Raw genomic sequence first — 14,235 nt, 5'->3', positions numbered from 1 at the left:
CCAAAATAGACTAAAGGAGTCATACTATGTTTCAATTCGATAAAAAACAAGACGAGCTAGATTGTCTTTTCCATAATCAGCGGATATTAGCAGGAATTCAAGTTTCGGTTAATCTTGATTCTCACTCTACTTTATCTTTAGATTTCAAAACTGCGGAAGAGAATACTGTAGAAGATGATCTCGGCACCTATAAGGAATATAGTTATCATTATAGTGATGATTTGGAAACGGTAACCGCAGCATTAACATTCCGCTGTTATGATTCGTTTATGACTACATTTGTAAATGCATCTATTAAAAATGATGAATTGTTTAAAAAACAAGCTTATTTTGCACCACAGCAAGCAATTACCATTACGATTGCTAACCTTATGGAAGAGTATCAGGCAATGGCGAACTATCAACATAAAGATTGGTGGACACGTCCATTTTTTACGAACGACATTAAGGAAATCCCTGAACGAACACAATCCTTACTTTTAAAAAATGATAATAGTTATTTTCATCTACTTCCTGTTTGTGATAAAGAAGCGAGGACAGATTTAGTCGGAACCGAAAAGGGCTTGCAGATTTCTGTTTCTCCATTTCATGGCGGCTATGACCAGATTTTTACCTTTGCCTTTATTTTTGGAGCGTCAAATAATCCTTTCCAATTAGTAAATGACAATGTAAAGACTGCTTCTAGTTTCTGTGCTCAAAGTGTCTTGCCTAGAGAGGAAAAAAGCTATCCAGAAATTTTGGATTATTTAGGCTGGTGCAGCTGGGATGCCTTTTATCATGCAGTAAATGAGGAAGGAATTCTCACGAAAGCAGAAGAATTGCAGCAAAAAAATCTCCCTGTTAAATGGATGATGATTGATGATGGCTGGTCAGAGTTGAATGGAAAAAAACTACAATCCTTCGATGCTGATCAGGAGAAATTCCCTAATGGATTATCAAGTACTGTATCCTCACTTAAGCAGAAGTTTGGAGTGAACTGGGTAGGTGTTTGGCACACACTTGCAGGATATTGGGAAGGAATTGCACCCGATAGTTCTTTAGCCAAATCTTTAGATAAGCATTTATACCAAGCGAAAAACGGCAGCTTAATCCCATCACCTAACGCGGAAGAAGGCTTTGGTTTTTGGCATGCATGGCATTCAAAACTGAAAAAAGATGGAATCGATTTTGTTAAGGTAGATAGTCAAAGTGCAATTACAAACTTTGTGGCTCATAACCAGTCAGTCGGTGAAGCTGCAAGCGGAGCTCATACAGCACTTGAAGCGTCTTGTTCTTTACATTTTAATAATACGGTTATCAACTGTATGGGAATGGCTGAGGAAAATATTTGGCATCGTCCTTACTCCGCTGTTTCACGGAATAGCGATGATTTTGTCCCGCAAGAAATGAATGGTTTTAAAGAACATGCGTTGCAAAATGCCTATAATTCTTTTTACCACGGTGCCTTCTATTGGGGCGATTGGGATATGTATTGGACGAAAAACCATGATGATCAGCAAAATATGATTTTGCGTGTCATTAGTGGTGGACCAATTTATTTCAGTGATGCTGTTGATACCACGAATCCAGAAATGATTTGGCCGTTAGTCTACAAGGATGGCCGAATTATACGCTGTGACCAGCCTGGAGTGCCAACAGAGGATTGTTTATTTATTGATCCATTCAAAAGGAAGGTGCCGCTAAAAATTTGGAACTCAAGTAAAGGTGCAGGTGTAGTTGCTGCTTTTAATATTTTTGAAGGAAATGAAATCGTTAGAGGTTCTATTGGGCCAAATGATGTGCCTAATTTAGCAGGTGAAGAGTTTATCCTTTTTGATGTCTTAACAAAGAGACATTGGAATCTGAAAAAAGAAGAACGGATCAATATCGATTTAGCAGAGAATGAAAGTTCTATTTACCTCCTGATTCCAGTAACCGATTCCATTACTCCAATTGGTCTTATCAATAAGTTTATTTGTAATCATGGAATTATAAATAGATGGAACACAGAGTCTGGTTTGAAGCTAACGTTAAAAGAAGGCGGAGTCTTTGCATTCTTGTCTAAAGGACAACCATTAAAAGCAACTGTAAATGGTGAAGTGGTACCAATCGTAACGGATTCTGTTAACCAGCATATTTATACGATTGATTGTCAAGCTGTCGATGGCGAAGTGCTCCTAGAAATAGAAATAGCAATCTAAGTAGAAGGAGGTAATGAGAGTGTGAAAATACATCAATTGCCTGCCGGTGATATTCCTCTTTTAGCAGAAGTCGATAACGTGATAATCGGTGGCTCCTCTGCAGGTATTGCGAGAGTGCAGTGTATGAAGTGAGGATTCCGGTTGATTTTTTAGAAAAGAATCTTAATTTCAGGAACGTTCCCACTAAAGAAGGCTTCCTTTCTAAAAGAGCTCAGGTAAAGGATTATTCCTAAAATGGTTACGAACGAAAGGGGTTAAAAATCCATGGCAATCATTACTTTTCCTAAAGATTTTCGTTTTGGCGTGTCGACAGCATCTTATCAAATTGAAGGTGCCTATAACTCAGATGGCAGAGGTATGTCAATATGGGATACCTATAGCCGAATTCCTGGTATGGTCCTAAATGGAGACAATGGTGATACCGCTTGTGACAGCTATCATCGTATGGATGAAGATATTGCATTATTAAAAGAATTAGGTGTTAATACCTATCGTTTCTCCATTGCATGGCCAAGAATTTTTCCGGACGGAAGAGGAGAAGTCAATCAAAAAGGGCTAGACCACTATCATCAGTTTGTTGATAAGCTATTAGAAAACGGAATTGAACCACTTTGTACCATCTATCATTGGGATTTACCGCAGGCTCTGCAAGATGAGGGCGGTTGGAAGAATCGACAAACAATTGAGGCATTTGTTGAGTATTCCGATTTATTATTCCGTCAGTTTTCGGGAAAAATTAAATCTTGGTTAACGATTAATGAACCTTGGTGTGTTTCCTTTTTAGGATATTTCGTTGGTGAGCAGGCTCCAGGGGAAAAAGACCTCCAAACTTCTCTTGATGTTGCCCATCACCTTTTGCTGGCACATGGGCGAGCTGTAAAGCGATTTAAAGAACTTGGTATTCCTGGAGAAATTGGTTTTGCGCCAAATGTTACATGGTATGAACCATTTAGTAATCGACAAGAAGATATCGAGGCCTGTAAACGAATCTCAGCATGGTTTATGGAGTGGTTTTTAGACCCTGTATTTAAAGGAAGCTATCCGCAAATTTTATTGGATTGGTTTGCAAAAAAAGGGGCAAAAGTAAATATTCAAGAAGGCGATATGGAAATCATTTCGCAGCCTGCCGATATTTTAGGAATCAATTTTTATACTGGAACGGTATCGCGATATAAAGAAGGAAATGGAACGTTTGATTGTGAACATCTTGATGGTTTATTTGATAAAACCGACATCGGGTTTAACATCTATGCGGATGCCTTTTACAAGGTGTTGATGGATATAAAAAACAAATATGGCGATGTACCCATCTACATCACAGAAAATGGTGCAACTTATAATCAGGACCCAGTCGAAGGTCGTGTTTGTGATGATAAACGAATCAAATACTTAAAGCAGCACTTAACACAGATTAGTCGTGCGCTATCATCAGGTGTGAATTTAAAAGGCTACTGTATTTGGTCATTGATGGATAATTATGAATGGTCCTATGGCTATAGTATGAGGTTCGGTCTTGTTCATGTGGATTATCATACATTGAAGCGAACGAAAAAAGATAGCTATTTCTGGTACAAGAAACTGAATCAAAACCATTGGTTTGAATTGTAGGTGTTACGATGAATATTTATTTTAGTGGTGATTTGCAGGGGCTTGAACAAGGAATAGAGATTATTTGTATAGAGCTAGATATTCAGCAATCGAAAGATGGAATTCCTATCCATGTGGAACAAATAACGGGTCCATTAATGGCTGGCTGCCAGAAAGACCATGGAGTAATCCGCTATCAAGAAAAAATTCACTTTTTTCGTGCATTAGGATTGTGGCTGCAGGAGTATAAGGAAAGTAATCAATTTGAAATAACTGAAGAGCCAAAATTTACAGCAAATGGTGTTATGGTGGATTGCTCGCGTAATGCCGTCATGACCGTAGACGGGATACATACCCTTTTACGAAAAATGGCTTTAATGGGTTTGAATATTGTCATGATGTACACAGAGGATACCTTTACTGTTGAGAAATATCCATATTTCGGTTATATGCGGGGCCGATATACTGAGAAGGAATTACAAGCATGTGATGACTACGCACATCAATTCGGCATCGAAATGGTTTCATGTATTCAAACACTCGCCCATTTAACAGAGGCACTGAAATGGAATTATGCAGCAAAAATAAGAGATACACCTGATATTTTATTAGCAGATAGTGAAGAAACCTATGAATTTATTGAAGAGTTGATAAAAGCAGCCTCACGGCCATTCCGAAGTAAGCGTATCCATATTGGAATGGACGAAGCGCACCAGCTTGGCTTAGGGAAATATTTAGAGGAGTATGGATATCAAAAACGCTTTGATATTATGAATAAGCATCTTCACAGGGTGGTATCACTTGCTGAAAAGTTAGCCTTAAAACCGATGATTTGGAGTGATATGTATTTTCGACTCGGTTCCAAATCAGGAAATTACTATGATTTAAATGCTAACATCCCAGAGGACGTTATTGAATCTATGCCAAAAAATGTTCAATTTGTTTATTGGGATTACTATCATACGGATGAAGAATTTTACCGAACATTCTTAAGAAAACATAAAGAATTTGGCTCAGAGCCGATCTTCGCCGGGGGCGTATGGACATGGAATGGCATTGCTCCGAATTATGGAAAAACAATCGTTACCACAAATGCGGCTTTAGAAGCTTGTAAAAAAGAAGGAATCCGTGAAGTATTCGCTACCATGTGGGGCGATAATGGAGCAGAAACACATCCATTTACCGGATTGGCTGGCCTGCAGTTGTTTGCCGAACATGGATATGCTAGTGAAGTAAGTCAAGAGAAATTAGCCAAACGGTTCAATTTTTGCACCGGCGGCAATTGGGATGACTTTCTTACCTTAAATGAATTCGATGAGACACCTGGTGTTTCAAAGGATAACCTGCATGAATCACATCCATCTAAATTTTTGTTATGGCAGGATGTTTTACTCGGTTTATATGATGAGAATATTCGTTCCTTGCCGTTAAGTGAACATTACGAAAATTTGGCTTCACGCTTGGAAAAAGCGAAAGACCGGAATTCAAACTGGGCAGGGATTTTTACTTTTTATACTCAGCTGGCTCAAGTATTGAGTATTAAAGCAGACTTAGGTGTCAAATTAAAGGGTGCCTTTGATCAAAATGATAAACAGAAATTAACACACCTGAAAGATGAACTGCCAACATTACGAAATCTGGTCGATGATTTACGAAAACTTCACCGTTCTTTATGGTTTTCAACCATGAAATCTTTTGGCTGGGAAATCATTGATATCCGTTACGGAGGAATACTCTCACGATTAGAATCTGCAGAGTATCGAATTGACCAGTGGCTAAATGGTGAGATTGACCGGTTTGAAGAATTAGAAGTCGAGAGGCTCAACTACGATGCACCATGGAAAATGCCAGAAGGTGCTTTAGGAAGAAATTCGTACCACCGGATTGTAACAGCGGGGACATTTTCCGGATAAATTTTATAGAGGTGTTTACTATGATTATTGGCTTTCAAACTGCAAATTATTTTGCCCGTGCAACGAACTACCAATCAAGTATGGAAGCATGGGGAGAAGCTGAGCGCAAAGTAATTGAAACCTTTAGCTTAGCAGAATTCGACCGCATTTGCCATGATATTCGAGGTGCGGGGTTTCAAAATATCGAACTATGGATGGGACATGCTTTTCCTAAATTTATGACTCCTTATTTTGCAGAAGAATTAAAGAAAATTTGGCAGAGCTATGGTTTAAGCGTCTATTCTTATTCTTGTTCGCTTGGCGACCCAATCCGCTATCCAAGATGGACGAGGCTGTGTTTTGAAACAGCCAAAATGCTAGGAATTGACTTAATTACAAGCGGTATTTCCAAAGCGTCAGCTCCGGTCATTTATAGTCTTTGTAATGAATTTGGGATCAAGGTGGGCGTTGAGAACCATCCAGAAAAGCATCCTGATGAAATCAAGGCGATCATCGGTGATTATGGAGACTTACTTGGTGCGGTTGTTGATACGGGGTGGTATGGAACACAGGACTTTTCTGCATCTGAAGCGATTTTGCAATTAAAGGATTCCTTACTTAATGTACATCTAAAAGATGTAAGGGAAGCAGGCATGCATAATCCTGTCGCACTTGGAACGGGAATTGCCGGTATTGCTGAGTGTGTATATGCCCTAAAAGAAATTGGCTATGACCGGACGGTATCAATCGAGCAGGAAGCTGGGGAGAATGATCCAACTGATGACTGCGCCAGTGCTCTTCAATGGGTTAAGAGTTTACTAGATGAAAGCAAGTCTGATTCCTAGTCGGTTATGCATGAATAGTGGTTTAACCAAAAAACGATGAGGAGAATGAAATGATGGTACGGATTACAGTAGTGGGAACTGGCTGGCAAGGCCAGGGCCATTTAAGTACGATGCAGAAAATAGCTGGAATTGAAGTGGTTGGTGTTTGTGAATTAAATGAAGAAACCCTCTTAAAAGCCACAAATAAATTTGGTGTGAAGGGCTTTACGGATTATGTGAAAATGCTTGAGGAAAGTAAGCCTGATGGAGTCATAATTTGTACACCCCCAGAAGTGCGGGAGTTTCTTGTCCGTGAAGCAGCGGAACGGGGTATCCATTGTTTTATAGAAAAACCGCCTGCGAAAAATCTTGAGATGGCTAAAAAAGTCGATGAAATTTTAGATCAATCTGGAGTCATTAACAGTGTTGGCTTTATGTACCGGTACAGTCCTGCTGTTGCCTACATAAAAGAACTTATTAAAGGCAAAAGAGTTGCGTGGGTCCGCAGTGCCATGCTTGATGGTTTAGCGCTTCGTCCAAACTGGCCGCGCTGGTTTTTTAATAAAGAAATTTCAGGTGGGCCAGTATTTGATCAGGCGATTCATATCTTTGATCTCTCTCGCTATCTGCTTGGGGAAGTAGAGCGAGTAACTGGTTACCAAGGCAATCTGGTTGTTCAAAAAGGCGGGGACTTTACGATTGAGGATAGCTTTACCCTTTTAATGAAATACCAAAATGGAATATTACAAAATCATACCCATACTTGGTCATATCCGGATGTATTTACGCAAATAGAACTGATTTCCGATCAGATGCATTTAACACTTGATCTTGTTAAAGGAAGTGTAAGCGGTAAGCTAGAGGGGGAAGCAGTATCCTTCGAGGCGGAGGAACATGGACTATATCAGCTTGAACTGGAAGCATTCGCGAAGGCGATTGAAGAAAAAAATCCTGAATTCGTGCTAGCAACCTATAAAGACAGTATTCAATCTCTATCAGTTGCCCTCGAAGCACTGGAGGTTCTTGAAGCTGATAAAAAGGTAAATAGTTAAATAGGGACGGCGTCAGAGAATGCCGAGACTGCTAAAAGGTGTTCGTCGGCATTCTCTTTGATTACATATAAAGGAGAGAGTGATATGGGCAGAGCGCTTACTTTTTTAATGGAGTGGCTTTGGAGACTATTATATTTAAACGCAATCTGGATATTGTTTTCATTACCGGTCATTACTGTGATCCCAGCAACAGCTTCGATGTTTAGCGTAATGGACAAATGGGTTAGGGAAGATCAGCATGAGCCAGATTTTAAAGTCTTTTTCTGTGAGTTTAAGAGATTATTTCTAAAAAGCTATCTGCTCGGGCTTTCCAGTGTACTGATTGGTGGATTACTATTTTTAGACCTGCTGATCCTAAGAAATGCGGTTTCTAATATCTTTGTGACCATTCGCTATGGATTATTGTTGTTTAGCTTATTATTTTTAATTGCCGTGTCCTATAGTTTTCCTGTTTTTCTGCGCTATCAGTTCCCGTGGTATAAAACTCTGTTTTTTTCTTTTATGCTAGGAATCCGTAACCCTGCTATCACATTTTTGATGTCGTGTGGCTTTTTGTTGATTTTGTTACTGTTTATGTTTGCTACAGGTGTTGGTTTATTATTATTCGCGAGTTCAATAGCTTTAATTAGCACGATTTCTGCACATTTTATCATTAGTAGACTGCCGAAAATAGCGGTTGATTAAGTATTTTGGCTAGTTTGTGTTTATTTTAAGAAAACCGTCAAAAAATTTAATAGAATTTTCAAAAATCAATTGACATGAAAGCGCATCCATATAATAATAGTAATAAGTCCACAATATCCCACAACAGACGTCAATAAATACACCAAAAAACGATATAATTCCATATGCCTCTGAATGGAGGGAGAAAAGTTTACAATTACAGATCAGCAGTTTGTGAGGGTTGTGACCAAAAAAAGAATAATCTATTTAGGGGGAAAATGAATGAAGACTGTAAGAAAAACATTAGTGTCGCTGTTAATCCTGGCAATAAGCTTCTCTTTAATTCTAGCGGGCTGTTCAAGCAAAGAATCTGGAGCTACAAAGTCTAGTGGAAAATCTAAAGACGGTGAAAAAGTTGTTATCGATTTCTGGACTTTTTGGGGTTCTGAAATACGCAGACCAATCATTGAAAAAATTATCGATGATTTCAATAAATCTCAGGATAGAATTGAAGTAAAACATACATATCTGCCATTTGGGGATATTTGGACGAAAAACTTAGCGTCAATCGCCGCAGGAAATCCAGCAGACTTAATCATTAACGACATAAACGCAGTTGGAACCCGGGCGGAAAACAATCAAATTACGAATCTTGAAAAATATTTGAAGAAGGATCCAGAAGTAAAGGACCGCTTCTTCCCAGAACTGTATAATGCTACTCAGTACAATGGGGAAACGTACGCATTGCCATTCAACACAGATACACGCCTCTTATTCTGGAATAAAGATATGTTTAAAGCAGCTGGCCTTGATCCTAATACACCACCAAAAACATGGGCAGAGTTAGAAGAAATGGGTAAAAAGCTAGATGTGAAAAAAGGAGATAAATTCGAAAGAATCGGTTATCTGCCAAACTATGGAATTGAATCAGATGTCTGGATGATGAATGCCGACGGAAAAGGATACTGGGATTTTGATGCAAATAAACCGGTTATCAATGATGAAACAAACGTAAAAGCGTTAACGTGGGTGAAAAACTATTTTGACTATTATGGTGATAAAACGATTAATAATTTTAAGGCGGAATTTGGTGAGCAAACGGCAGATCCATTTGTTGCTGGTAAATTGGCAATGACTACTGATAATGCAAATTTCTTTACGAAAATAAGAGATTATGGTGAAGGAATAAACTTCGGCGTTGCCCCACTGCCTGAAATGGAACCTGGAACCGGTAATACAAGCTGGGGCGGTGGATTTGTCGCTGAAATTCCTAAAGGTGCGAAACATCCTGATGAAGCATGGGAATTCCTGAAGTATTTAACTGACGTTCAAGCACAAGAATTCTGGGCAGTGAAAAACTTTGATATTGTTGCAAACAAAGATGCAGCAGAAAAAGCTTCTAGTAGTGCAGATTTTACAGAGGATGGCAAGTTGGTGTACTCGGCAGCAAATGAGAACATGAAACAAACTTTGCTAACGCCAACGCCAATTGAAGCACCTGACTTTATCAACTTAATTAAACCTGAGCTTGAGTTGGTTCTATTAGGGAAAAAGTCACCGAAAGAAGGATTGGATGCCGCACAAAAGGCAGTAGAAGAGTTAGTTAAAAGTAACAAATAATAATAGTAAATTGTTCAGGGAGTGACATCAATTCGCTCCCTGATTGTTTAACCTTGAAAGAAGGGATGAACGATATGGAAAGAATGATTTCAGACAAACCAGTAGTTACAAAAAAATTAAAAAAATCGAAAGTTAACGCCTCGTTACAGCGAAAAGAAGGATTGCAAGGATACCTTTTTATTGCACCTTGGATCATTGGGTTTCTGTTTTTTATGGCTGGACCACTGTTATTTTCCCTCTATGGAAGCTTCACCAATTTCAACATCACTTCAAAAATGGATTTTATCGGTCTTGATAACTTCAAAAAAATGTTTACAAATGACCCAATCATTTGGCTCTCACTGAAAAATACGCTTTATTTTGTCGTCGTCTCTGTGCCATTAACAACGGCGGGGGCTGTCCTGCTTGCTGTTCTTTTAAATCAGGGAATAAAGGGGATGCGAGTATTTCGAACCATTTTTTATTTACCGGCTGTTTTATCCGGTGTAGGCGTTTATTTGCTCTGGATGCAGCTTTTAAGTCCTTCTTCAGGATTGGTAAACACACTGCTTGGTTTTGTAGGGGTTGAAGGTCCTGCATGGCTGACAGATCCTTCCTGGACTAAGAACGCCTTAATTTTCATGAAAATGTGGAGTGTCGGCGGCGGAATGCTTTTGTACTTAGCAAGCCTTCAAGGCGTATCACCGTCCTTATATGAAGCAGCTGAGATTGATGGAGCAAGCTCGCTTAGGAAATTTTTTCATATTACATTGCCAATGATTACCCCAGTTATCTTTTTTGATCTTGTGACAAGTACAATTGGGGCCTTCCAGATATTTCAGGAAGCCTACGTAATGAGTGACAGTGGAGATGGAGGACCAGCCAATTCACTGGTATTCTTCAATTTACATATGTGGAACAAAGCGTTTGAGGTTTTCGATATGGGTTACGCAATGGCCATGTCATGGGTATTATTCATCATTATCCTTGTATTAACAGTGTTCAACCTAAAGATTGCCCCACGCTGGGTTCATTATGAAGGGGAGGATCGGAAATGAGTACAGCAGCCCAAATAAAGGAAAATTATTTTAAAAGTTCGAACTTTAAGAAAAAAGCCGGTCAAACCATTGTCCTAATTATACTCATTTTAGGAAGTCTGTTAATTTTATCTCCAATCTGGTGGATGATCGCCACCTCTTTGAAGGATATGAAAGAAATCATGACCTATCCGCCAACCTTTATACCGAGAGAATGGCATTGGGAAAACTATTTAACAACACTTCAAAAAGGTCCTTTTTTGCAATATACCTTGAACACTCTGTTTATTACTTTCTTCGTTGTCATCGGAAATGTTGTGGCAAACTCGTTTATCGCTTACGGATTTGCAAAAATCCAGTTTAAAGGCAGGAATGTTTTGTTCGCATGTGTCCTTGCAACAATGATGATTCCCGGATTTGTTACACTAGTTCCTCAATATGTGATTTATGCAAAGCTGGGATGGTTAAACACCTATTTACCGTTAATTCTTCCTGCTTTCTTTGGAAGTGCATTTAATATTTTCTTGCTTAGACAATTCTTTTTGACGATACCAAATGAATTAATTGAAGCTGCCAAAATTGATGGAGCGAATCATCTTTATATATGGTGGAAAATTTTCATTCCACTGGCAAAACCGGCGATTGCCACTGTTGCCATTTTTTCTTTTAACGGAGCCTGGAATGATTTTCTTGGACCATTATTATACATAAATGATGAATCTCTCTATACGTTGCAATTGGGTTTGCAAATATTTAAAGGTCAAAATGATACGCAATGGAACTTTTTGATGGCAGGTTCGCTTATGGTATTGCTTCCAGTTATTACTATTTTCTTCTTCTTCCAGCGTTACTTCATTGAAGGAATGAACTTAACAGCTGGATCTAAGGGATAAACCGAACCTCATGGAATTTTAAAGGAAGGAATTGTTTAATTAATGGCATTACTAGGGATTGATATTGGTACTACTCATTGTAAGGCAGGGGTATTTAAAGAAAATGGATCCGTTATTCAGATAGCTGTCCGCCCTACCATTGCCCATTATACCAAGCAAGGAGAACCGTATTATTTGCCTGAACAAATATGGGGAAATATTACAAGTTGTTTAAAGGAAATTATGCTTTGCTGTGAGGAAGAGGTATCGGCTATCGGCATTACAAGTATGGCGGAAACTGGGCTGCTGGTGGACAGGCAGACAGGAAAACCAAGGACCCATTTCATTCCATGGTTCAACCGGTGTGCTGAAGCAGAATCAGAGGAAATTTCCAAGGAGGATAACCCTTTACATCGCTTTCAGAAAACCGGTCTCCATAATAGTTATAAATATGGGCTTTCAAAAATAATCCGGTTAAAAAAGCAGCAAGCAGACATTTTGGACGGGGCAGTCTGGCTGTCAGCTTCAGATTTTATTGCCTATATGCTTACCGGGAAATTTGCAACAGACTATTCTTTGGCGGCAAGAACCTATGCGTTTCGGATTGATCAACATGCATGGGACCAGGACTGGATTAGGCATTTCAATCTTCCGGACCAATTATTTCCGGAAGCATTGCCAAGCGGAACAAAAATGGGAGTAACTCTGTCGACAGAGTTGGAGGAGCTTGGAATACCCCGAGGGATACCTGTTACAGTTGCAGGTCATGACCACCTCGTAGCTGCCCTTGCCGTTGGTGCTATCACCCCTGGAAGTGTATTTGATTCTATTGGTACCGCTGAAACACTTATAGGGGCGATAGAGAAAAAAGAGCTTACGGAAATGGAATTTGCATCAGGTATTTCGTTTGGATGTCATGTCGTGAAGGACAGATTCTTTTGGATGGGGGGGATTTCGGCCTCTGGAGGTTCAATTGAATGGTTTAGAGAACAGTTTTCAGATCAAAAAATGTCCTATCATGAAATTATGAGTCTATCAGCCAAATCAATAGAGGGGCCGTCCGGTATCTTATACTATCCGTACTTATCTGGGAGTGGTTCCCCGCAGCCCGACCCGTTTGCAAGAGCAGCTTTCATCGGTCTCAAGACATCTCATAAACGTGAAGATCTTTTGAAAGCAATGATGGAGGGAACTGCATATGAACTGGAATCGATTCGCAGATCAGCTGAAAGAATGGCGGGACATCGGATTAATCAAATGATTTCTGTTGGCGGCGGGACAAAAAACCATTACTGGATGCAAATAAAATCAGACATTACAAACTGCCATTTGACCATCCCCGAAATAAATGAAGCGACCCTGCTTGGAGCCGCAATTACAGCAGGGATTTGCTCAGGAATTTATAAAAACGAAGAAGAAGCTGCAAAAGCAATCCAATTTACTCATCCTAAAGAAATAGCACCTAATCAGCAGCTTCATCATGAATATAAACGCTTGTACGAAGAAGGGTATATGGGACTTCAACTACATTTACGGAACTTTTATCAAAGTTTTCGCAAGACGGTTTAAATGAAAAACAAATCAAGGGGGACAAGGTATATGGCAAAAAATATTAATCTATTAAATGTACTGCCGTTAAAAGAAGTTTTAGTAGAAGCTGAAAAAAAGGGCTATGCAATTGGCTCTTTCTCACCACGATATACACCAATGATTCGTCCGGTTTTACGAGCAGGGGAAAAGACAAAATCTCCTTTGATTGTCCAAATATCCGAAAAAGAATTAATTCGCTATGGCATTACCCCGTTTGAATTTGGAGAAGAATTTTACAAGGTAATGGAGGAAGAGAAAATCACGGTGCCAGTCGTTCTTCATCTTGACCATACAAAGAATTTTTCTGTTATTGAGGATACGATTGAAGCTGGGTTTACTTCTGTTATGATTGATGCTTCTGAAAAAGAGCTGGATGAAAATATTGCTATCAGTAAAGAAGTAGTTGAATTTGCCCATGCAAAAGGTGTTTCTGTCGAAGCGGAGCTAGGAAAAATCGGAACAACTGATTTTGTAGAAACTGACAAAGACGAAGAGCTTTACACCGATCCGGAAGAAGCGCTGCAATTTGTGAACGAGACAGGCTGTGATGCGCTGGCTGTTTCGGTCGGAACGGCACATGGTGTCTATCTAGTCAAACAGCCAAAAGTCGACGTTGACCGCTTAAAGGCAATCAGAAAATTAACCCCGGTTCATTTAGTTCTCCACGGAGGATCTGGTGTACCATCTGAAATGATTAAAGAGGCGACAAAGCTTCCAAATGGCGGTATAAGTAAAGTTAATATCGCAACCGATTTAGAACTTGCACTTCTAAACGCCCTTGGAAGAAAAGAAAGAATGACAAACGAGGAGTGCAAAGCACTTACTAAGGAGCAGCTAGAAATAGCTCAAAATGCTGTTGAGGCAACAGTAATTGAAAAAATCAAGTACTTTCTGGGAAGTGCTGAACAGGCAGAAAGCTTTCAGGCATAAATAGGAAGG

Annotated in this window: 11 protein-coding genes; all 11 read left to right on the top strand. The window is 39.4% G+C overall.

Annotated elements, in window-relative coordinates; all coding sequences use genetic code 11:
• Nucleotides 1–26: 26 nt before the first annotated feature.
• Complete coding sequence (locus tag QNH29_RS24915; protein WP_283861952.1) at nt 27–2,180, top strand: Sip1-related alpha-galactosidase; 2,154 nt, start codon at nt 27–29, stop codon at nt 2,178–2,180.
• Nucleotides 2,181–2,444: 264 nt separating this feature from the next.
• Entirely contained in the window at nt 2,445–3,788 is a 1,344-nt protein-coding gene (locus tag QNH29_RS24910) for a GH1 family beta-glucosidase (RefSeq protein WP_283861951.1), read from the top strand.
• An 8-nt stretch (nt 3,789–3,796) separates the two neighbouring features.
• Nucleotides 3,797–5,680, top strand: coding sequence for a beta-N-acetylhexosaminidase (locus tag QNH29_RS24905; protein WP_283861950.1), 1,884 nt, complete (start codon nt 3,797–3,799; stop codon nt 5,678–5,680).
• Nucleotides 5,681–5,700: 20 nt separating this feature from the next.
• Nucleotides 5,701–6,504 (top strand): sugar phosphate isomerase/epimerase family protein, encoded by an 804-nt coding sequence (locus QNH29_RS24900; protein ID WP_283861949.1) that lies wholly within the window; start codon nt 5,701–5,703, stop codon nt 6,502–6,504.
• A 50-nt stretch (nt 6,505–6,554) separates the two neighbouring features.
• Nucleotides 6,555–7,535: a Gfo/Idh/MocA family protein gene (locus QNH29_RS24895; protein ID WP_283861948.1), complete on the top strand. Its 981-nt coding sequence runs from the start codon at nt 6,555–6,557 to the stop codon at nt 7,533–7,535.
• Nucleotides 7,536–7,619: 84 nt separating this feature from the next.
• On the top strand, nt 7,620–8,219 hold the full coding sequence (locus QNH29_RS24890; protein WP_283861947.1) for a YesL family protein: 600 nt from the start codon (nt 7,620–7,622) through the stop codon (nt 8,217–8,219).
• Nucleotides 8,220–8,480: 261 nt separating this feature from the next.
• Nucleotides 8,481–9,818 carry an ABC transporter substrate-binding protein gene (locus QNH29_RS24885; protein ID WP_283861946.1) on the top strand — a complete coding sequence of 446 codons (1,338 nt, stop codon included), beginning with the start codon at nt 8,481–8,483 and terminating at the stop codon, nt 9,816–9,818.
• A gap of 74 nt (nt 9,819–9,892) precedes the next feature.
• The gene (locus QNH29_RS24880; protein WP_283861945.1) at nt 9,893–10,855 is read left to right on the top strand and encodes a carbohydrate ABC transporter permease; all 963 of its coding nucleotides are present in this window, start codon (nt 9,893–9,895) and stop codon (nt 10,853–10,855) included.
• Complete coding sequence (locus QNH29_RS24875; protein WP_283861944.1) at nt 10,852–11,727, top strand: carbohydrate ABC transporter permease; 876 nt, start codon at nt 10,852–10,854, stop codon at nt 11,725–11,727. The genes QNH29_RS24880 and QNH29_RS24875 overlap by 4 nt, the downstream gene beginning before the upstream one ends.
• Nucleotides 11,728–11,769: 42 nt before the next feature.
• The gene (locus tag QNH29_RS24870) at nt 11,770–13,275 is read left to right on the top strand and encodes an FGGY-family carbohydrate kinase (RefSeq protein WP_283861943.1); all 1,506 of its coding nucleotides are present in this window, start codon (nt 11,770–11,772) and stop codon (nt 13,273–13,275) included.
• A gap of 30 nt (nt 13,276–13,305) precedes the next feature.
• Entirely contained in the window at nt 13,306–14,226 is a 921-nt protein-coding gene (locus tag QNH29_RS24865; RefSeq protein ID WP_283861942.1) for a class II fructose-bisphosphate aldolase, read from the top strand.
• The last annotated feature ends 9 nt before the right edge of the window (nt 14,227–14,235 follow it).

This window comes from Neobacillus sp. DY30, from assembly GCF_030123065.1.
Taxonomy (GTDB): Bacteria; Bacillota; Bacilli; order Bacillales; family Cytobacillaceae; genus Neobacillus.
This window is presented reverse-complemented; position numbering and strand designations above follow the sequence as displayed.